This is a genomic window from Sporosarcina luteola (assembly GCF_007991495.1).
Classification (GTDB): Bacteria; Bacillota; Bacilli; order Bacillales_A; family Planococcaceae; genus Sporosarcina; species Sporosarcina luteola.
In genome coordinates this window covers 73,044-93,579 of record NZ_BJYL01000023.1, presented here as the reverse complement: position 1 = coordinate 93,579, position 20,536 = coordinate 73,044, and the positions used below count along the sequence as shown (strand labels likewise).

Sequence of the window (20,536 nt, the reverse complement as noted above, 5' to 3'; positions counted from 1 at the left end):
CGGATTCCTTCATCTTATTGCATGAGATTCGCTTTATGTTCGACTGCGTCCACCGCTTCTTCGATGGTCATCCCTCGCATGGAAACCACGGGAAAGTCGAACTCCTGCGTATTCCCCTCATTGATTGCACGGACGACTCCGATATCATACCCTTTTACATCTTCATCCGAGTTGAACATCTTCGTTTCATACCCTCTTGCTTGAAGCGCCGTCGCGACGTCCTCATATGGTTGCTCAATAGCGATACGTTTCAAATTTTTCCCCTCCTTATTTGAAAAATGCTTTCAACATACTGTGCCCGTTGCCCGCGGATTTATGAGTTACGGGTTATCGATTGAATCCGGAGGTTTATCGATTGAATATTGAACTATATCGATTGGATACAAGGTTTTATCTACCAAATCTGCAAATATATCACCAAAACAGGACCTTTTGCTCATTTGAGTGAGTAAGGTTTTTCAATTTGAACTTTTTCGAGTTTACGCAGTCTAATGTGTAGGAAGGGCGAGTGAGGTGGGGAAATGGACGAGAAAGAAATGAGTGAAGCAGCGATTGGCGGTGACGACGACGCCTTTCTTGCGCTTATGCAATATCATAAAGAAGCGCTCCTTCGAACGGCAATCGCCTTTTTGAAAAATGAGCAAGATGCATTGGAGGCGCTTCAAGAAGTGACCTATCGAGCATATAAAAAGATTCATACTGTCAGAGAAGCAGCTTATGTGAAGACTTGGCTCATCCGCATTATGATGAACTATTGCCAAGACCAGTTAAAAAGAGGAAAACGATATATCACGACTGGGGAAGTGGACGAAACAATCGGAAAGGAAGATGACTACCGATTGGAATTGGCTGAAGCATTGGCCAAACTGAAACCAGACGAACAGCAATTGATATATTTAAAATACTTTCAGGACGTAAAAATAAAGGAAATTGCAGAACTATCGAGCATACCGGAAGGAACCGTTAAATCTAGGCTGCATAAGATTTTGAGGTCGCTTCGGAGCCACTTCGAGGATAAAGGAGGAAGGGATCATGTATGAGAAGGAAGAAGAAAAATTGTTGGCAATGAAAGACCAGCTAGATAAGATCCACCTTCCTTTAGACGAAGCGGATGAAGCGATTCGTCAAGGGTTTGACCGGGCAAAGCGTGAAAAGGCGAGGTCGCGGAAAAAGCGCAACCGGATTTGGTCGTTGGTTGCAGCGGCACTCCTATTTGCCACATTCGTAACGTCCATTCGCGTGTCTCCGGCATTTGCGAATGCAATTGCAGCGATACCGGGAATGGAAAGATTTGTTGATTTGATTCAATACGATAAAGGACTGGACGCCATACTCAAAAATGACTATTACCAGAAAGTCGATGCGGCTCAAACGAAAGATGGGCTGACGCTGACGATAGATGGTGTTATTTTAGACGAAACGGGGATGTATATTTATTACACAATGAAGTCGCCGGAAGCAGTGAAAGGACTTAGCATTCAGAAAGTCGACTTGCAAAATGAACAGGAAGTTCCGCCAAGTGGAATTTCATATGGTGGTTCCATCCCCGATGAAAAAGCCAACGAATGGGCCAGTGAAATTGAGTACAATTTTGGCGAACCAACCCTATTTGAAAACTTATCTTTCACTCTGGAAATGGATGTTTCATTCCAAGGGAAAGAGATCTCGTTTTCACTGCCATTTGAACTGCAAGAGAATGTGAAGCCGGGTAAAACATTTGTGTTAAATGAAGAAGTCGAGATTGATGCCCAGAAATTCACGATTCGAGAAATCACCATCTACCCGCTTCGTGTCGCCGTGAAAATTGCATTTGACGAAACCAATACGAAGAAGATCCTTGGGTTCGAAGATATGCGGTTGGAGGATGAGCGCGGCGAGGTGTGGGGGTCTATAAGGAATGGCTTGTCTGGAAGGGGCGATGATACCTACTTCCTCCAAAGCAATTACTTTGAGGAGCCGAAGAAACTTTATTTACGTATCAATAAGTTGCAGGCGTTGGACAAAGACGAGGCTACTTTGATCATAGATACGGAAAAAGGTGAAATCATCAACGGCCCGAAAGATGGTAGGTTGCAAGTCATGGAAGCGTCAAAGTCTGGAGTTCACATTATCATGCATGACAGCGGAGGGGACCCTATGCATACCTATGACATATTTACGACGGGTGAGGATGTAATTGGAAAGGTCGTCCGTATTTCATCCACAGGTATGTATGTAGACGAAAACGGAACTAGACATTGGGATTTAACATTTGAAAATACGAATTATACGAACCCGCTTCGCTTTGAACTGACGAATTACCCGAATTATATCACTGGAGATGTGACAGTGGAAGTGAAGGAGTAAGAAGAAGCGCTTGCCGAGGAAGTTGGCAGCGCTTTTTTCGAGGGAATTAATCAAGTCAGAAGTCCCTAAATGAGCAAAATCCCACCGATTTATCATAAAAAGATGACAAATGCTCGTTTTTTGGTTGAATGACGGTCCCCGGCGCTGATTTCTAACATTAACTATACTAACAAAACATAATTGGAGGTTGAATCAGTATGGTTAAAATTTTTATCGACCCAGGTCATGGTGGGACAGACTCCGGAGCGACCGGGAATGGTTTATTGGAAAAAGATGTGACGCTGGCGATTGCGAAACGTGTCCAAAATCTATTGGAGAATGAGTATTCCAATGCGACTGTTCGGATGAGCCGGACGGGGGATCAGACGGTCAGTTTGGGGAAACGAACGCAAGATGCGAATGCATGGGGTGCTGATTATTATTTGAGCATCCATATCAATGCGGGCGGAGGGACGGGGTATGAGGATTATATTTTCGATAAACTATCCGATACTTCGAAAACTGCTCAACTGAGAAATACGATTCATGCGGAAATTGTGAAGACAAATGATTTAAAGAACCGCGGGAAAAAGAAGGCGAATTTCCATGTCCTCAGAGAAACGAAGATGTCATCAATGCTGACTGAAAATGGGTTCATCGATAATGCTGCCGATGCCGCGAAAATGAAAGTTTCAGCATGGATCGACAATGTGGCAAGGGGACATGTCAACGGATTGGCCGTGGCTCTTGGATTGAAAAAGAAAAGTTCACCGCCTCCGTCTGGCGTATTATATCGTGTGGTGACGGGTTCGTTTACGGTAAGGACCAATGCCGATGAGCAAATTGCTATGTTAAAAGCACACGGTTTCGATAGTTTCATTGATACCTTCACGATGAATGGAGTTACGTATTTCCGGGTAATCACCGGTTCATTCAAGGACAAGTCAAACGCGGACAAACAAGTCGGTGATTTGAAAAAGGTTGGAGTTGACTCGTTTCTTATCGTCATCAATGAATAAAAGGAAAATGCCAGTGCAAAAGTATCTGCACAGGCATTTACATATTCGGTCATCCTTTAAAATACTCATTCGTTAAATCGCCATTGACTCCGATAGCAGCTGCACTGCCGGAACCTGCTGCTATGATCAGTTGAGAGGGTACAATGTTTGCCGCATCTCCCGCGGCATAGACGTTCCAGACGTTTGTTCTGCCGTATTCATCAGTTTGGATACCGCCGTATTCATTCAGCCCGCAGCCAAGGTCCTCGGCGAAGGTGTTCGGGTGGCTCCATAAGGGGGTGACGAATCCGCCGAATCTGTCAATAAGTGTTCCGTCCTCCAGGCGGACGCTTCGGAGTTGTCCGTTATCTCCTTCAAGTCCAGCAACGATGTCTTCATACACTTGAATGCCTTTGGCGAGCAATTGATCGCGCTCTTCCAACTCGAGCCGTCCCTCTCCATTAGTGAAAACTGCCAAATCCCGGCTCCATGTATACACTTCTTTCGCGAGCTTGAACACATTTTTATCCGCAATGACGGCGAGCGGACGATCACGTAGCTCCCAACCGTCACAATATGGGCAGCTGAAGATACTTGTTCCATAGAATTTCTCGATGTTAGGAATGTTCGGTTGCTCGTCTCGTAAGCCTGTCGCCAATATGATTTTGATGCTATGAAAGATTTCTTTATCCGTTTTCAATTCAAAATGCGTTTGATCGAGCCTCTTGATGGAAATGATTGTTTCGCTTTTTATTTCGACAGAAGGGTAATTGGCGAGCTCCACATGCGCCAGGCGTCTCAGTTCGGCGGGAGGTATGCCGTCGCGTGTGATAAACCCATGGGCCATCCGTGTCACCCGGTTCCTTGGTTCATCATTATCGAAAAGCAGCACCTTTCGTCTCGCCCTACCAAGTACAAGCGCCGCGTTCAAACCAGCTGGTCCCCCGCCTATAATCGCACATTCATAATTCATAAACCGGTTCATCCTTTTTAGTTCCAGTTTACCCTCCTCCCATCGTTGTAAGCTTCGTCGTCAAATTAATTAACAAGGCTGAAATATGAAACGGCTCATGATACTATATTGGAGTATGGGGGGATGAAGAGTGGAGAAAAAGATGGTGGAACGCGGTATTGGACTGGGTTCTTGTTTGGCCGTTGTCATTTCCTGGAGCGTCAATAAATCGATTCTATGGGCCATTTTCCATGGAATACTTGGATGGCTCTATGTTCTTTATTACGCAGTGATGAGATGATAGGGTGGATACTTATGTAAGAGGGGGAAGAGGATATGTGGACAGAGCGTTTGATTGAAACGAATCGAGGGGTTTTTGAACTTTTTGAAAAGGGGCAAGGTGAGCCATTGGCGGTCACCCATCTGTATAGTGCCTATGACGATCGTGGTAATACTTTTGCGGATCCGTTTACGAAAAGCCATCATGTATATTTGATAAACTTGCGTGGATGTGGAAATTCCGTGAAGGCTGAGGATGAAAACCAGTACAGCATGGAAGAAACAGTAAAGGATCTTGAAGCAATCCGTGAAGCTTTAAGTCATGAAAAGTGGGGATTTGCAGGGCATTCAACCGGTGGAATGTTGGCGTTGCAATATGCTGTCCTGCGCCCTGATTCGCTCACGAAAATCATCGCAGGTGGAGCAGCAGCAAGTATGGAATACAGCGCGGATCCAGGAAGCATCTATTGCCGTGAAAATCCGAACTTCAAGCGGATTATCGATATTATGAATCAGCTCAATGATCCAGCAACACCTCTGGAGCTTAGAAAGCAGCTCGGCTACGAATGGGCAAAAATGTCTTATGTGTCTGAAGAGAAACTGATTGAAGCATTAAAAGTCCCGAACAGTGGAAAGACCGTTGGAGACCGGTTGGATTACTTCCGGAAATTCGAGCGTTATGACGTTCGAGAAGATTTGCCGCAAGTGGAAGTCCCAAGTTACATATATGCAGGTAGACATGACGCACAGTGCCCGCACAAATTCGGGGTCGAAATTGCTGACCTTATTCCAAACGCAATCCTTATGACGTTTGAGGAAAGCAATCATAATCCATACATGGAAGAGCCTGAAAAGTTTAATGCGTTTGTGGCATCGACGCATTGATCATAAAAATGAAGGAAGTCAATCGGTGTTCTGTAGATTGGCTTCCTTTTAGTTTTAGGTAACCGGCAACAGTTTTGGATGGAACCTTTTTGGGGAATACTGTATGTATCAACTTAAGGAGTGATCATCATGAAAAGCTATGCTGGCGACAAAGACGAGAAACCGAATGGCCAAGCGAAAGAATCTGCTTCCGTAGCGAACGATGCTGCTAAAAAGGCAGAAGAGAAAATGGAGTCAATCAAGGAAGAAGCGCGGAGTGAAATGAAAAGACAGCAAAAACCTTAATAAAAGGCAAAGGCCCGGTTCATTCGAAATGGACCGGGCTTTTCACATTTACTTTTTCATCATAATAAAACTCAAATGCCTTCCCGCTTTCTTATCTTGGCGATACGAGAAGCCGTCCGGGTTTAAGAAAGTGCATGTCCGGTCGATTGTAATCTGGTCTTCTGGAATACCTGCCAATTTCAATTGCTTCTTAACGGTTTTCTGGTTATCGATATGATATTTTCCGGTTTCGCTGTTGAAATACATAAATTCATGCGCATAGCCGAGCGCATTGAATTTCAAGTAGACATCCTCATCTACCTCAAATTTCTCCTGACTTAACGCCATCCCAAGTTGTACGCGGAAATCGGTCGGTATGCACCCTTCCGCAGATTTCAAATGCTCGAACACCTTCAACGTAATTTCTTTGACAGTTCCTTGCCAACCCGAATGGATAACGCCGATGAGGCCATTTACTTCATTCCAAAAAATTACGGGCACGCAATCAGCAGTGAAGCTGGACAGTACAATTTGGGGTTCAAGTGTATAAAGTGCATCCGTGTCCGGAATCGCAGTAGCTCCAATTTCAGCTCCGCGCCCTTTGTCCGCGAGTGTGACTTTCTGGAAGTTCGCGCTGTGTGTTTGGCTGGCGCAGACGAAATCTTGAGGTCTGCAACCGAGGGAAATTGCTAATTGGGCACGATTTTCCAGTACGGACTCTGGCTGCTCACAAGCGTGAAATGCCATATTATTATGCTCCGCTGCTGTTTCATCTCTCAATGTTGTGCCTGCAATGAACTGATCATTGTCCATATAAAGTTTCATTTTCATATCATCACCTTCTCTTACTATACTCGAAATTGTTGCGGACAACCATGACAGCCGTACATAACAAACTCAAAAGTTGATGACAGCGACTGAAACAATTCCGAAAATAAGTTTGTGTGAATAGTTTTTATCTGTTCAGGACATTATAAGTTCGTAATCAATTTATTCCGAAATAGCTCAGTGGTAGAGCAATCGGCTGTTAACCGATCGGTCGTAGGTTCGAGTCCTACTTTCGGAGTTTCAAAAGCCTCTTCCTTGAAGGGGCTTTTCTGCAATGGAGAGGAGAGTGAGGGATTATGTTGAATGCATCAAAAACGTTATCGGTTTTCGCTTTAGGCGGAATCAATGAAATCGGGAAAAACATGTACGTTCTTCAGTACGGTGAGGACATCCTCATCATCGACTGTGGTTCGAAGTTTCCTGATGAAAGTTTGCTCGGTGTGGATTTGATCATACAGGATATTTCGTATTTGCAGGAGAATAAAGACAAGATCCGTGCATTGCTTGTGACACATGGCCATGAAGACCATATCGGTGGGATTCCTTATTTATTGAAACAACTGAATATGCCCGTCTATGCGACAAGGTTGACACTCGGTTTGATTGACTTGAAATTGAGGGAGCATGGGTTGTTGAGGGATACGGAGCGAGTGTTGGTGGATAATAACTCCACATTTAAATTTGGTGAAATCGATGTTTCATTCTTCAAAACCAGTCATAGTATCCCTGACTGTTTAGGGATCGTCTTTCAAACTCCGGAAGGGACTGTTGTGCATACGGGCGATTTCAAGTTCGACTTGACGCCTGTCGGTGGAGATTATGCCGATCTTCATAAAATGGCTGAAATCGGGAAAAATGGCGTTCTATTGCTTTTATCCGAAAGCACGAACGCTGAGCGCCCGGGCTTTTCGTTGTCTGAACGTAATGTCGGGGAGCATATTCTGGAAGCATTCCGTCAGGCGGATCAAAAGATCTTCATTTCGACCTTCGCTTCAAACGTCCACCGGCTCCAGCAAATCATCGATGCAGCCATTAAGACTGGACGGAAAATCGGATTGCTCGGGAGGAGCATGGTGAATGTCGTCTCGGTCGCCGAGGAATTAGGATACTTGACGATACCTGAAGGCATGTTGATTGAAGCAAATCAAATCAATGGTATGGATCCCGAAAAAGTCGTCGTCATTTGTACGGGAAGTCAAGGTGAACCGATGGCGGCGCTCTCCCGATTATCATCAGGGACATATCGGCAAGTTTCCGTATTGCCGGGGGATACAGTTATTTTTGCCTCGAGCCCAATTCCCGGAAATGAAAAAAGCGTGTCGCGCATCGTTGATAATTTATACCTGCTCGGGGCGAAAGTGATCTATGGATCTGGCAGTGCTTCAGGCATGCACGTATCCGGACACGGTTTCCAAGAAGAATTGAAATTGATGTTGACGTTGATGAAGCCGAAGTATTTCATTCCCATACATGGGGAATATCGCATGTTGCAGCAGCATAAAGCACTTGCGATGTCTGTCGGTGTCGAAGGAGAGAATATTTTCATTATCAACAATGGCGATGTAGTTGATATCCAACAATCCGAAGTGCTCAAGACAAGAAGCGTGCAAGCCGGACAAGTCTTCGTCGATGGACTCGGCATCGGGGAAGTCGGCAAAATCATTTTACGCGATCGGAAGTTGCTGGCGGAAGAAGGGATGCTTCTAATTATCATTACGATGAGCAAGTCCGACGGCAAGTTGATTATGAAGCCTGACACGATTTCACGCGGATTTATTTATGAACGCGAAGCGGAAGAACTGTTTAAGGAATTAAACGAGTTAGTCGTTACGATTGTCGAAAACACTGAGACGGAGCGATTAAGCAGAGGAAGAAAGAATGACCTGAAACATAATATTAGGAAATCCGTCGAAAAACTATTATTTGCCCGCACGAAAAAGCGACCGATGATATTGCCGTTTATTATTGAAATCTAAAATCAAGGTGCCTGCCACCAACACGCTAATGGATGCTGCCTTCATTGCGAATCGATCAGTCCATAAAGCAAGGAGAGTTCTCGTTAAAGTTTCCGAAGTTCTCATTCAACTATTTACGTTTAAACACCTCCTGTCCGGGGAAGCTACGCATAGATGAATGGAAAGGAGAATGGATCAATGAGTCAGAAAAAAGAACCCCATGAAAGGCTGACTGAAAGGAACAACGGCTTGAGTTCGACACAGGAAGTGCTTTATGCAAAAGAATTCAAGAGTGCCGACAAAGCAGCTAAAGAAACGGAGAATAAAAAGCAGGAAAAAAGAACATAATGACAGAGCCACGACCGGTTGCGCCCCCCTGCAATCGGTCGTGGATTTTTTTGTGGTGCCTGTCACCATAATGGGATCCTTTTGACCTACTTGGGGAAATTGGGTGATTCCGCATAGGAACCGATGCGGTTGCGTCTTCGTATAGAAGGCAGTTCTGTCAGAGGAGTGTGTGGAATGATACAGATAAAGTGGAAACATCGTTTGGCGCTCATCGGCTGTTGCTTGATGCTAACTGCGTGTTCTGAAAAGCCGGAGCCTGAGGTGAAGACGGAGGCAGCAGTTGCGAAGGAGGATACGAAGCCGACTGTGGTAGAGGAAGTAGCTATACCTAGAGCCGCACGCACCATTGAGGATACGGTCTCCCAGCCTGCCGGAAAATTGGTGGAAGCGCATATGGAGCCTGACATAGAGGCGGCGCGGACAGTTGATTGGGTTTATTATCATCGGTTTTATGAAGACACGTTTCAAGGGATCATGGAGAAAGAGTTACCTACATACTTTGAGGAGAATCCCGATTTGAGTGTGGATGAAATATATGACTATCTTGTTTACCAATTGGGTTCCGGTCAATATTCGACTTTCTATGATCAGCTCGATGCGTATGAGCATGGGTACGTCATGCCGGATTTGCCGGAGGGCGAGGATGAAATCAAGATTGCAAAAAAGCAAAAAACAAATGTCGTCATTTTAATGGACGCGAGTGGGAGCATGAAAGCGGAAATCGGAGGCGAATCGCGAATGGCGTTGGCTAAGCAGGCGATCGAAGATTTCACAAGCCAACTATCCGATGACGTAAACGTTGCACTTTTCGCCTATGGCCATAAAGGTGCCGGGACGGAGGCGGATAAAAAGCTCTCATGCAGTTCCATCGATGAGCTATACCCGCTCGCAGCTTATGACCAGGGTTCATTCCATGAAGCGATGGAATCTTTTCAGGCAAGCGGCTGGACGCCATTAGCAGGCGCGATGGAAAAAGCCCATGAATATCTTTCGGCTTATGACAAAGAGAACTTCAGAAACATTGTTTACATCGTGAGTGATGGTGTGGAGACATGCGACGGTGATCCGGTCGCCGCCGCGAAAAAGCTGCACGACAGTGATATGGAAGCAAAAGTGAATATTATTGGCTTTGATGTTGACGATGAAGGGCAAAACGAGTTGAAAACAGTGGCGGAGGCAGGCGGCGGTGAATACGCGACGGTTCGCAATCCATCCGAATTCGAAGGCGTCCTCATCAAAAAATGGAAGCCAAGCACGATGCAAGTGCTCAGCCAGCAAGGCGTGAAGCTGCATGAATTGGTGCACCAAAAGGAAGCCCTCATTGCGATTCATGACCCACTTACCAATATTTCGGCTCGGGAAAAAGTTCGGATTTCCGATGCAATCCGCCACCTCAGAAATAAAAAGCTCATTGACGATGAACAGGTAGAGGCAGTCATGGAACTTGCAAGTGAAATGGAAGAGCTAAGGACTAATCATTTCACTGAACTGAAAGAGCGGAAGGGCGAAGAGGCGGAGCAGGCACGAGATGAGATTGACGCGAAGGTGGAAGCTTGGAAGGAGAAGTGGTATACGGAATTGGAGGAGGAGTAATTGAAAAGGCCCATCACGATTGTTGAGACTGGTGATGGGTCTTTTTTTAATTCAATCTAGTTGATTACTGCAAATACTTTGGCCCGTCATCCTGTTTGTCCATCAATGTTTCTGTGAAGATGTTGTTGGTTGTCGGCTGGTTAGTCGCCAATTCCCCGTTTTGAATCAATGAAATCAGCCGCTGAATGTCCTCTTTAGTGGCGGGCTGCTTGCTTTCTTTCAACATATATCCGAGTTGGCCGCTTGCTTCCAAAGTGGCGTATTGTACGTCTTTCATTGAGCTGATTCCGGCTTGCCGAAACCGCGCCTCCAATTTGTCGACGGTGAGTCTGAGCTTTTTCAGATTCGCTGTATCGATAGCACCGTTCACAATGACAGGCACGGCTTTTCCGGAAATGACCGTTTCAGACTTGTCGGATTTCAGTTGAAGCATTTCCGTCACGATCAGACAAAGAATGAGAAGGGCGGCAAGTCCTAATGTAGTCCAAAGACCGTGCCCTGAGACCGGCTGGATTAATAAAGTGCCGATTGCAATCATAATAATCGTCTGAGGGATTGTCATTTGTGAAATGGATTTCCTGCCGCCGAACCGCAAAAGGATTGTGCCGACAATGAAGATTAGAATTGTTTCCCAAATGTAGATCAAAGTGTTTTCCTCCTTCATGTTGAAGTTAGTGTTTGTAGACATCCGTAGACTATACGAAATTTGGTAGCAATTTTAATTAATCCTTGTATAATTCATGAACTTTCATTTTTCACCTGTTCCACCCTTTTGTTTTACTATATAATTATAAAAGGCATATTAAATGCTGATAGATATAAATGAAAAGGGAATGAGAAAAATAAAAATAAATTGGAAGAAGTTATTGGTTCTTTTTGCAACCGTCTTCCTGGTGATACAAGTAGCCGGCAGCTTCTTTTTCTATGAATTGGCCATTAAGCGGGGACCGAAAGAGTTCTTGCAAGGGAATGCCGATTTAGAAGTGTCGGAACAGTCGATGGATCTTTATTTGAACGGAGATTGGTTACAATGGGTACGTTCACAAAAATTTGAACCACTCCAGTTGACTTCGCGGGATGGATTACAGTTGTCGGGTTACTATCTGCCGGCATCCAAACCGACGAATAAGCTCGTCATTTTGACGCATGGCTATTTAGGCCACGCGAAGCAGATGGGGCTCTTCGGTCAGTTTTATCATAATGAGTTGAACTATAATATTTTCATGCCGGATGCTCGAGGGCATGGCAAAAGCGAAGGAGATTACTACGGTTTCGGATGGCCGGACCGTCTGGATTTAATGGATTGGACGAATTTGTTGGTGCAGAAGCTTGGTCCACAAACAGAAGTTGCGTATCACGGGCTATCGATGGGTGCAGCGACAGTGTTGATGGCGAGCGGGGAGGAGGAGCTTCCCCGTCAGGTAAAAGCGATTGTTGCCGACAGTCCGTATCAGTCGGTTTATCAATTATTCACGTACCAAATGCACCGGATGTTCCATCTTCCGGCATTCCCGCTGTTGGATGGCACAAGTGCATTGACGAAAGTCAGAGCGGGCTACTCATTCAGAGAGGCAAGCGCGCTGAAAGAAGTGAAGAAGGCGGCCGTTCCGATTTTTTATATCCACGGGATGGGCGATACGTTTGTTCCGGCCGAAATGGCGGAGGAATTATATGAACAGACATCAAGCGATGCGGATATTTTTCTTGTGCCAAACGCCAATCACGGCGAAGCTTATGCGCTAGCAGGAGATACGTATAAAGCGAAGGTCAATCTATTCCTCGACCGTTATTTGAAATGAAATACAGGTTCCCCTCAACAATAAGTTGGCCGGGAACCTGTTTTTTTCGTTTTATCTCCTAGCACGAAACGGCATTGGAAATTTATCGATCATTTCTCGCCATATATCGATCATTTCCCGAGTTATATTGTCATTTTATGACCTTTGACCCACCCGGATACTCCGCTACAACATCCTTTATTCGCCGGTCGGATGAATGCTCTTCTTCACTTGTTCAGGATCCGTGTCGCTAAATTGGGCAGTCCCTTTTCCACCTGAACGTGCAATGATTTCTTTTACTTCGTTATAGCTTAACCCGGAATTGGCGTTCTGACGTTTCACTTCTTCAATATCGGTGCCTGCTTCGGTAAGTTTTTTCGGTTCATTCATGTTCTCCACCTCCTGATTGAATTAGGTTTCCACTGAATGGAGTTATTATGCTACTATTGCAATAACTATCAAAATGTTTCCTTTAATCTAGCAAGGGAAAAATAGAATTGGAGGTGTTTAGAATGGAAAAGACGATTTACGTTGTGCGGCATTGTTCAGCCGAAGGACAGGATCCGAATGCAGATTTGACTGCTGAAGGGGTTATGCAGGCCGAAAAGTTGGCGTCTTTTTTCAAGGACGTCGAAGTGGATCGTATTGTGACAAGCCCTTTCGTTCGAGCGAGGATGACTGCTGAGCCGATTGCTGATTTGAAAGGGTTTTATTATGAAGAAGATAGCAGACTTGCAGAGCGCACGTTGAGCTCGCATAATTTTGACGACTGGCTGCTTAAATTGGAGGATTCATTTTTGGATGTCCATCTGAAATATGAAGGCGGGGAGTCGACGCACGAGGCGATGGAACGCGTGCGGAAGGTGGTAGATGAACTGCCGGATGGATCGAAGGCTGTTTTAGTGACGCATGGCAATTTGATGTCGTTGCTGTTAAGGTCTTACGACGAACGAATCGGATTTGAGGAATGGCAGGCATTGACGAATCCGGATGTTTATCGCGTTCATGTAAGGGATGCTAAAACGTCAGTGGAACGGGTTTGGAAGGATGATGTGGAAATAGGGGGAGCATAAAGTGAGCGCGGTTAAAAGGGTGTATGGGTTATCGATCATTTTTTCGGTTTTAGCATTCTGGGTTTATTTCAAAGCATTTCAATGGATTTCTAATCAGTTTTTATCTTCGACTTCAGTAAAGGATATCATCTCTATTATCGTTGTTCTTATCGTTATCGTCCCTGTTTCATTAATGACGGGACGAAAAATATCGGCAGTTTTTGTGGCAAAGACGAAGGCGGAATAGTATACTTACTTTACTTGAGAGGAAAGGACTGACGTGTGGGCGATGATTAATTAATCTTGAATTTCCGCGAAATGAATGTTTGATTCAAACGGAAAACAGGATTAGTCTGTCCATTTTTACGTCAATTCCTCAAATGAACGTATTTTTGCAACCCCAATTGCAGGGGGCTTTTTGAGGTATGTTGAAATTGGATAGTTCTTACTGATCCTTCCGTTATGATGCGGAGGGGTTTTTTTATGCCCTCCAGAATAAGGGAGGAATGACTATGTTAGTAGGTAAAATTCGCAATTTGTCATATTCGATCGGAGAAACGGTCATTTTGGATAAGATTTCAGCAGAGCTTCCTGAAGGTGCGTGTGTTGCGATAGTAGGCGCGAATGGAGCGGGGAAGTCGACGTTGCTGTCGTTACTTGCAGGCGAGTTGACGCCAACTGCGGGTGGGGTTGATTGGATAGGGAAAAGACCTGCCATCACCTATTTTAAGCAGGAGCAGGTGCATGAAGGAGATGTCGATTGGGAGCTGACGGAAACGGCTTTATACCGCTCGAAGTGGAATGTGCCGAAACGAGCGACCTATGCATCAGCCAGTGGAGGCGAGCGGATGAAAATGCGTCTTTCGGCGGCATTGACTTCGAAGAGCGATGTCATTTTATTGGACGAACCGACGAATCATTTGGACTCGGAAAGTTTGGATGAATTGGTGAGAGCCATCAATGAAGGGGAAGCGACCTATTTGATCGTCTCGCATGATCGGCATTTCATTGATCGAACGGCAGATTTTGTTTATGAAATTGAGCATCGAAAACTGACGGTATATGAGGGCAATTATTCGGCGTATCGCGAGCAGAAAGAAATGCAGCGGGAAATCCAGGAAAAGCATTTTATTCAACAACAACGGAAAATAGAAATGGTGGAAGGGCAGATCGCACAGCTTGGAGAGTGGTCGGAGAAGGCGCATAGGGAGTCTACGAAAAAGGGTGGAGCGAAAGAATATTGGCGGATGAAGGCAAAGAAAAAGGATGTGCAAATCCGTTCGAAGCGCACTCGGCTTGAGGCAGAGCTTGAAAAAGATCGGATCGAGAGGCCGGAAGATGAGCTCGTTGTCGAATTCGATGTGAAGGGCAAACGGAAAAAAGGGCATCGTGTGTTAGAACTAAAGGAAGTAGGCAAAGCGTTTAATGGGCGAAAACTATTCTCCAATGTGTCTTTCACTGTCCAGGCGGGCGAAAGGATTGCGCTGGTCGGTGCGAACGGCAGTGGGAAATCGACGTTGTTCCGAATGATGATGGGACAGGAAGATTTTGACGGGGAGCTTTGGTTGACGAAAGGCATGTCGATTGGGTATATGAGCCAGGCGGTGTTGGATTTGCCGGAAGACGTAACACTGGCCGATTATTTTGATGCCGAAACGTTTGAGGAACAGGGATTGATCCGAATCCAGTTGACGAACCTCGGTTTTAACGAGAAACATTGGCAGTTGCCGCTTGGAGAATTGAGCCAAGGTGAGCGTGTGAAGGTGAAGTTGATGCAATTCATACGGGAGGGGACGGATGTACTGCTGCTCGATGAACCGACGAATCATTTGGATTTGCCTTCAAGGGAACAGTTGGAGAAGACATTGTCGACTTTTCCCGGAACGCTGCTGTTCGCTTCGCATGATCGCTATTTTACTGAAAGAATGGCGGATGGAATCCTCATTTTTGACAAAGAAAGTGTTCAGAAGTTGCCTTTGACGCTGAAAGAATGGGAAGAGCGGAAAGACGAGCCGCAGGAAGCGACCACTGGAGAAGAACGAATGCGTGTAGAAACCGAATTGCAGGCGGTATTGGGGAAGTTGAGTATGGTTAGGCCGGGGACTAAGGAATACGCTGAACTGGATAGGACCTTCAACGAGCTGAATAGGAAATTGAGAGAGTTGAGGTAGGAAAAACTCGCTTCGGACTAATACATCCGAAGCGGGCTTTTTTAGTTAGTTGGATTTTGCTCGAGTTATCCTTGCCCTCAAGGTTTCGCTCTTTCATCACAAGGGCATTGTCTTATAAAAAGACGTGCGATGTTTAGGGGGAGTGAAAATGCTCCAAAATAGAAGAGAGGAGGCGTTCCAAATGCTTTTTGAAATTAAAACAGTGACACATCAGCCCGATCAGATTTCATTCACATGGAATGATGTTGGGGGTTTTTACAATGTATATAAAGATGGCAAGCATTTATATGAAGGGTCGGTTCCGGAATTCCAAGACGATGAATTCAAGAGTGGCAAGCTTTATCATTATTTCATTGAGCGGGTCGAAAACAATCAAGTCGTTGACGTGATTGCCTTGCAAACCTCGGCTTTCGCGGAGGAAAAGAATATCGAAAATCCATTGCAATCGCTCGTTATGACGACAATTGTCGCAAAGACCCAAATTGCACTGTCTTGGGAGAAAATTAAGGACGTTGAAGCATACGACATTTATCGGGATGGGGAATTTATTGAAACAGTCGATACGAATCGGTACATCGACCGAAATATTGACGTGGACAAGCCGTATGTCTATTTGATCCGATCTAGACGCTCGTTGCGCAAATCAGGTGAACGAATGGCATCAATGAAGTCGGTACTTTCCAATGTTTTTGGAGCTTTGAACCCCGCCACTTCGCAATCCGAAACTGCTATCGAGACCTTCACTACGGTCAAGTTGGTCGGTACGTTAAGCAAGATTCTTCAGCCAATGAATGAGCGTATTCAGGAACCGGAAACCGTCGACCAATGGAAACTTCGTTATACAACATTCCTTGCTGACGAATGGGTAAGAAACCCGAATCCGCTGTCGCTGAATCATTTCTTTAAAGGGGATAACCGGGATTTTGATCCGAATGGGGAAGGATTCCGGACACGCGTCAATATCGTGCTTGCTTATGATGAGAAAGGGGAACCGTTGACATTCACGAAGGAGGTCGGACCTTCCATCGCCTATGACCATCTGAAGCGTTTCAGGGAACAGGCGAAAGCATCCGCAGATGGCATCTCGTTGAAAAGGACGGATCATAAAAAAGGTGAAAGCGGCTTTTATCTTACACATTCCGTCGGCAATCCTTTGGCTGCGGCTCCATCGATTGATTACGAGGTGACTGCTGTCTTTAAAAGGCAAGGAACTTTCGATATGGCGGGCTATTTTGATCCGGCACCCCACCATGAAATTTATTTGGTAAAAGGTAGGGGGGATAGATGGCGGCCGATTCTGCAAGTAGAAAGCAGAGGGCTCGCTTTCATGTCCGATGCAATTGCTTATCATTATTGGCGTTGTTCGAACTTTGAGTGATCTGTTCTTAAAACCATCTCTTTTGACAGTGGAGATTTGCTTTGTTATAATTATCTCGAATTCAAGATAAATTCGTGTTGAAGATACGGGAAATGAAGGGGGAAATTAGGATGAAGCATATTTTTAAGGAAGGGGTCGACAAGACAAAGCCGACCTTTTTATTATTACATGGGACGGGTGGAACGGAGCAAGACTTGGTGCCACTTGCAAGTATGATCGATTCGGAAGCTTCCATATTGAGTGTTCGCGGAAATGTGTTGGAAAACGGGATGCCTCGATTTTTCAGGCGGCTAGCGGAAGGTGTATTCGATGAAGAGGATTTGATCTTCCGAACGAAAGAATTGCATGCATTTTTGGATGAAGCTGCGGTAGAGCATGGGTTTGATAGGTCGAATATCGTTGCGGTCGGTTATTCGAACGGCGCGAATATCGCAGCGAGCTTGTTGTTCCATTATGCAGATTCGTTGAAAGGTGCGATTTTGCATCATCCGATGGTGCCGAGACGTGGAATTGAATTGCCGCAGTTAAGCGAGGTTCCAGTGTTCATCACTGCCGGGAAAAATGATCCGATTTGTCCTGCGCAGGAGACGATCGATTTGGAGGAATTGCTTTCGGGTGCGGGTGCGAAAACGGAAGTCCACTGGGAAATGAACGGACATTCGTTGACACAGACGGAAGTTACAGCTGCCGCAAATTGGTATGCGAAAACATTTACAGCGTAAGCAGTTTGAAGATATGCATAAAAAGCGCCAGACACGCATAAAGCCAAAACTTTACGCATAAATCGTACTAAAAACGCATAAATCCCACTTTATGCGTCATTTCAGGAATTTATGCGTTTTTCGCGAACTTTATGCGCCGTTCCAATGAATAATGCGTATAAAAAGCCGATCGTCGATGATCGGCTATTTGTGTTCATTCATTTTGTTTTTTCCGGCCGCGGCCAAATGAAATACGAAACGGACATGACGAAGTCGATCCCTAGGATGAGTGCCCAAAGTTTGAACATATCCGATAAGGCTTCCGTTTTGGAAGGATCATCGATCAGGTAAATCATGATAATGAGGAACGCGCCGCCGATGATGAAAGCGAGCACATGCTGAAAGGAGCCTTTCATGGAATGTTTTGCATAGGCCATTCCTGTTCTTCGTACCGGTTTCGTTCCTTGTTTTTTGACATAATACACAAAGCGTTCATCAGCCCAGCGGATCATACTTTTACCAAATGCGATCGAAACGCCAAGGTAAATGGCGGCAAGCGCATGAACTTGAGTGGCCGTCGCGCCATTGTATAAGTCATTCGCCGTAACAACGAGCAACACCAAGTCAATGACAGGAGTGAGGGCAAGAAAAAACAGACCAAGTCGTTTTTGATTGAAAATATATCGTGTGATCAGCCCTGCCGCAATGACGACCCAAAATCCGATCTCACATGCTACTATTATCCAAGCGATAAAATTCATAGATACACCTCTAAATTAAGATTGTTGCATAGCATCGTATCATAGTCTATTTCCAAACTACAATCGGTATCACTATAGGTAAGAGTTGAGGAGGCTGCGGCATTGGGACCTTTCCTATTTTTCATTCGGCAACTCAATACGGAATTTCGTCCCTTCCCCTTTCATGCTATCGACGGTAATCGTCCCGCCGTGCATGGCGACAAGTTGCTTTACAATCGACAACCCTAATCCGAATTCTCCATATGGATTCGTTGTCCGTGAGTCAATCGCCTTGTAGAATCGACTCCAAATCTTCTCAATCTCGCTGGGATCCATTCCGATGCCTGTATCCTCAATCACAATAATCGTGCTTTCATTCCGTGAAGATCCACTCAGGCGGATTGTTCCGTTTTCCGTGAATTGAATGCTGTTTTTCGCGATATTGATGAGCACTTGGGTGAGACGATCGTAATCTGCAAAGACGGCTACATCCTCCTCTACTTCCACGATGATCTTGTCGCCGCGTTCAGACGCGGTGTCTTCCAATTGCTCTTGAATGATTTCAAGTAATTCCTTTAGTTGAATCTTTTGCTTCTCAAGCGTCACTTGGTTGGAACGGATCTTTTCATAATCGAGGTTTTCATTCACAAGACGGATGAGTCGCATCGTTTCACTGCTCGCGAGCTGAAGGCCACGCTCTTTCTCCGATTCCGAAATCATGTCATTCCGTAAGCCTTCAATGACGCCGCGGATTGTTGTGAGCGGTGTTCGCAGTTCATGGGATACATCCGCCATAAATTGTCGGCGTCGATTTTCAAGATTTTCGATTTCCTCGGCAGATGTCGCAAGTCTTTCAACCATTCCGTTGAAATCCCCTGCAAGCTCTCCGATCTCATCGATGCCAGCAGTCGGAATCCTTACAGAATAATCCCCCTGCGCCACATTCGCAGTTGCAGCGCGCAGCCGCTTAATGCGTCGGCCGTGAAATGTCGACAGTATTCCGCTTAGCAATAGGGCAATGGCTAGCGCAATGAACGTCGTGTAAATCAAATAACTGTTCATTTGCGAAATGATTTCCCTTGAACCTTTAATAGGGGACGTCAATAAAACACCGCCGACGAACTGATTCCGATGAAAATAGGGAAGCAGGACGTAGGTAACGGCCTGTTCGAATCGTTTGTATTCCTGCTTCACAGTAATCGCTTTCCCATTTTGCAATGCCCGCCATTCTTCCGCATTGAGTTCGATCAAAGGAGATTTCAACCCTGTCGAATAAATGATGGTCGATTTTTCATCGAACAAACTATACTGGATATCTCTTCCTTCCAGCACATGCCCATATGATTCCAATGTGCTTCTTGAACTGCCGTGTACTTGCTCGATATCACGTAAAATCGATTTTCCGTAGGAGGCGAGCTCTTCGGTTTTATTGTCATAGACGAACTGCTCGACAAAATGCGAAAACAACAAGCTGAGGATTAAAAATGCAATGATGATGACGCTGAAATGACTTGCCAACTGCTGGTAGAAATATTTAATTTTCATTCGGAGTCACCGGCCGTTTCGTCAAATCGGTAGCCGACGCCCCAAACGGTATGGAAAAAAGGCTGCTGCGCCTTCGACACTTTCGACCGCAATCGTTTAATATGCACATCCACCGTCCGGTCATCGCCGTAAAAATCATAGCCCCACACCCGGTCAAGCAATTGTTCGCGAGAAAACACTTGCTTTGGATGCTGGATGAAAAACTGGAGCAGATCGAACTCTTTTGGGGTCAGATTCGGTATCGGCTTACCGTCCAACAGCACTTCACGGGTCGCTGTGTTAATGGTGAAATGGTTCGTTTTCAACACAGTTGCATCCGGCTCCCGCCCCTTTACGGCAGAATAGCGTCTCGTAACTGCTTTGATGCGCGCCATAAGCGCAAGCGGGCTGAACGGCTTCGTCACATAATCATCCGCCCCCATCTCAAGGCCCAGCACCTGATCGGATTCACTGTCCTTTGCTGTTAGCATGATGATTGGGACCGCAACATCCGCTTGCCGCAACTTTCTGCAGATTGCCACCCCATCCATTCCAGGCAGCATCCAGTCGATGATCAAGCAATCCCAAACTTCCGAAATTGCTCGCTCGTACCCCTCAAGTCCATTCTTTTCAAATACCCCTTCAATCCCTTCCTTTTCAAAAAACATTTCGATCATGGAAGAGACACTTTCATTATCTTCGATGACAAGGATTTTCATTGGAATGGCCTCCTTTTCCTGACCTCTTCTTATATAAAATTATACA

The 20,536-nt window shown here is 45.4% G+C and carries 23 protein-coding genes and 1 tRNA gene; 16 read left to right on the top strand and 8 right to left on the bottom strand.

All coding sequences use genetic code 11. The features are described 5' to 3' along the window. Positions 1 to 14: 14 nt before the first annotated feature. Positions 15 to 254 carry a YkuS family protein gene (locus tag SLU01_RS09360; protein ID WP_147057598.1) on the bottom strand — a complete coding sequence of 80 codons (240 nt, stop codon included), beginning with the start codon at positions 252 to 254 and terminating at the stop codon, positions 15 to 17. Between the two features lie 267 nt (positions 255 to 521). Here SLU01_RS09360 and SLU01_RS09355 point away from each other — a divergent pair, with 267 nt between their 5' ends. The 3 genes from SLU01_RS09355 to SLU01_RS09345 all read left to right on the top strand — a co-directional run bounded on the left by SLU01_RS09355 (position 522) and on the right by SLU01_RS09345 (position 3,344). Continuing rightward, positions 522 to 1,040, top strand: a complete 519-nt coding sequence (locus SLU01_RS09355; protein WP_147057596.1) for a sigma-70 family RNA polymerase sigma factor — start codon at positions 522 to 524, stop codon at positions 1,038 to 1,040. Beyond that, positions 1,033 to 2,346, top strand: coding sequence for a DUF4179 domain-containing protein (locus SLU01_RS09350; RefSeq protein ID WP_147057595.1), 1,314 nt, complete (start codon positions 1,033 to 1,035; stop codon positions 2,344 to 2,346). Before SLU01_RS09355 ends, SLU01_RS09350 begins: the two co-directional genes overlap by 8 nt. A gap of 197 nt (positions 2,347 to 2,543) precedes the next feature. Continuing rightward, positions 2,544 to 3,344 (top strand): N-acetylmuramoyl-L-alanine amidase, encoded by an 801-nt coding sequence (locus tag SLU01_RS09345; RefSeq protein ID WP_147057592.1) that lies wholly within the window; start codon positions 2,544 to 2,546, stop codon positions 3,342 to 3,344. Positions 3,345 to 3,393: 49 nt separating this feature from the next. On the opposite strand, the gene SLU01_RS09340 is transcribed toward SLU01_RS09345, so the two are convergent. Continuing rightward, a complete protein-coding gene (locus tag SLU01_RS09340; RefSeq protein WP_147057590.1) occupies positions 3,394 to 4,296 on the bottom strand; it encodes an NAD(P)/FAD-dependent oxidoreductase in 903 nt (300 codons plus the stop codon). Positions 4,297 to 4,426: 130 nt separating this feature from the next. Between SLU01_RS09340 and SLU01_RS17955 the strand changes: the two genes are divergently transcribed. The 3 genes from SLU01_RS17955 (at position 4,427) to SLU01_RS17950 (ending at position 5,724) form a co-directional block, all read left to right on the top strand. Continuing rightward, a complete protein-coding gene (locus SLU01_RS17955; protein WP_170232645.1) occupies positions 4,427 to 4,576 on the top strand; it encodes a hypothetical protein in 150 nt (49 codons plus the stop codon). 35 nt (positions 4,577 to 4,611) lie between these two features. Then, a complete protein-coding gene (locus SLU01_RS09335) occupies positions 4,612 to 5,439 on the top strand; it encodes an alpha/beta fold hydrolase (protein ID WP_147057588.1) in 828 nt (275 codons plus the stop codon). Between the two features lie 129 nt (positions 5,440 to 5,568). After that, positions 5,569 to 5,724, top strand: a complete 156-nt coding sequence (locus tag SLU01_RS17950) for a hypothetical protein (protein ID WP_170232648.1) — start codon at positions 5,569 to 5,571, stop codon at positions 5,722 to 5,724. A 48-nt stretch (positions 5,725 to 5,772) separates the two neighbouring features. On the opposite strand, the gene pgeF is transcribed toward SLU01_RS17950, so the two are convergent. Then, positions 5,773 to 6,534: a peptidoglycan editing factor PgeF gene (gene pgeF / locus SLU01_RS09330; protein WP_147057586.1), complete on the bottom strand. Its 762-nt coding sequence runs from the start codon at positions 6,532 to 6,534 to the stop codon at positions 5,773 to 5,775. A gap of 163 nt (positions 6,535 to 6,697) precedes the next feature. Between pgeF and SLU01_RS09325 the strand changes: the two genes are divergently transcribed. The 4 genes from SLU01_RS09325 (at position 6,698) to SLU01_RS09310 (ending at position 10,427) form a co-directional block, all read left to right on the top strand. Next, positions 6,698 to 6,769 (top strand) — tRNA-Asn (locus SLU01_RS09325). A gap of 58 nt (positions 6,770 to 6,827) precedes the next feature. Continuing rightward, positions 6,828 to 8,507, top strand: a complete 1,680-nt coding sequence (locus SLU01_RS09320; protein WP_147057584.1) for a ribonuclease J — start codon at positions 6,828 to 6,830, stop codon at positions 8,505 to 8,507. A gap of 177 nt (positions 8,508 to 8,684) precedes the next feature. Continuing rightward, entirely contained in the window at positions 8,685 to 8,834 is a 150-nt protein-coding gene (locus tag SLU01_RS09315) for a YfhE family protein (protein WP_147057582.1), read from the top strand. 174 nt (positions 8,835 to 9,008) lie between these two features. Continuing rightward, positions 9,009 to 10,427, top strand: a complete 1,419-nt coding sequence (locus tag SLU01_RS09310; protein ID WP_170232647.1) for a vWA domain-containing protein — start codon at positions 9,009 to 9,011, stop codon at positions 10,425 to 10,427. Positions 10,428 to 10,491: 64 nt separating this feature from the next. Here the strand turns inward: SLU01_RS09310 and SLU01_RS09305 are convergent, their stop codons facing one another. After that, positions 10,492 to 11,073 (bottom strand): DUF421 domain-containing protein, encoded by a 582-nt coding sequence (locus SLU01_RS09305; protein WP_246110941.1) that lies wholly within the window; start codon positions 11,071 to 11,073, stop codon positions 10,492 to 10,494. 160 nt (positions 11,074 to 11,233) lie between these two features. On the opposite strand from SLU01_RS09305, the gene SLU01_RS09300 reads away from it, so the two are divergent. Further along, on the top strand, positions 11,234 to 12,226 hold the full coding sequence (locus SLU01_RS09300) for an alpha/beta hydrolase (RefSeq protein ID WP_246110940.1): 993 nt from the start codon (positions 11,234 to 11,236) through the stop codon (positions 12,224 to 12,226). A gap of 177 nt (positions 12,227 to 12,403) precedes the next feature. Here the strand turns inward: SLU01_RS09300 and SLU01_RS09295 are convergent, their stop codons facing one another. Continuing rightward, positions 12,404 to 12,595, bottom strand: coding sequence for a gamma-type small acid-soluble spore protein (locus SLU01_RS09295; protein WP_147057574.1), 192 nt, complete (start codon positions 12,593 to 12,595; stop codon positions 12,404 to 12,406). 122 nt (positions 12,596 to 12,717) lie between these two features. On the opposite strand from SLU01_RS09295, the gene SLU01_RS09290 reads away from it, so the two are divergent. From SLU01_RS09290 to SLU01_RS09270, 5 genes are all read left to right on the top strand, one after another. Further along, positions 12,718 to 13,278, top strand: coding sequence for a histidine phosphatase family protein (locus SLU01_RS09290; RefSeq protein ID WP_147057572.1), 561 nt, complete (start codon positions 12,718 to 12,720; stop codon positions 13,276 to 13,278). Between the two features lies 1 nt (position 13,279). Then, positions 13,280 to 13,504: a hypothetical protein gene (locus SLU01_RS09285; protein WP_147057570.1), complete on the top strand. Its 225-nt coding sequence runs from the start codon at positions 13,280 to 13,282 to the stop codon at positions 13,502 to 13,504. Between the two features lie 265 nt (positions 13,505 to 13,769). Then, on the top strand, positions 13,770 to 15,428 hold the full coding sequence (gene abc-f / locus SLU01_RS09280) for a ribosomal protection-like ABC-F family protein (RefSeq protein WP_147057568.1): 1,659 nt from the start codon (positions 13,770 to 13,772) through the stop codon (positions 15,426 to 15,428). A 148-nt stretch (positions 15,429 to 15,576) separates the two neighbouring features. Beyond that, positions 15,577 to 16,806 carry a DUF3238 domain-containing protein gene (locus SLU01_RS09275; protein ID WP_147057566.1) on the top strand — a complete coding sequence of 410 codons (1,230 nt, stop codon included), beginning with the start codon at positions 15,577 to 15,579 and terminating at the stop codon, positions 16,804 to 16,806. Between the two features lie 110 nt (positions 16,807 to 16,916). Further along, positions 16,917 to 17,528 (top strand): alpha/beta hydrolase, encoded by a 612-nt coding sequence (locus SLU01_RS09270; protein ID WP_147057564.1) that lies wholly within the window; start codon positions 16,917 to 16,919, stop codon positions 17,526 to 17,528. A gap of 197 nt (positions 17,529 to 17,725) precedes the next feature. Here SLU01_RS09270 and SLU01_RS09265 read toward each other — a convergent pair whose 3' ends face one another. From SLU01_RS09265 to SLU01_RS09255, 3 genes are all read right to left on the bottom strand, one after another. Next, on the bottom strand, positions 17,726 to 18,268 hold the full coding sequence (locus SLU01_RS09265; RefSeq protein WP_147057562.1) for a hypothetical protein: 543 nt from the start codon (positions 18,266 to 18,268) through the stop codon (positions 17,726 to 17,728). Positions 18,269 to 18,382: 114 nt separating this feature from the next. After that, a complete protein-coding gene (locus SLU01_RS09260; protein ID WP_147057560.1) occupies positions 18,383 to 19,792 on the bottom strand; it encodes a sensor histidine kinase in 1,410 nt (469 codons plus the stop codon). Next, positions 19,789 to 20,490, bottom strand: a complete 702-nt coding sequence (locus tag SLU01_RS09255; RefSeq protein ID WP_147057558.1) for a response regulator transcription factor — start codon at positions 20,488 to 20,490, stop codon at positions 19,789 to 19,791. The genes SLU01_RS09260 and SLU01_RS09255 overlap by 4 nt, the downstream gene beginning before the upstream one ends. Positions 20,491 to 20,536 lie beyond the last annotated feature (46 nt).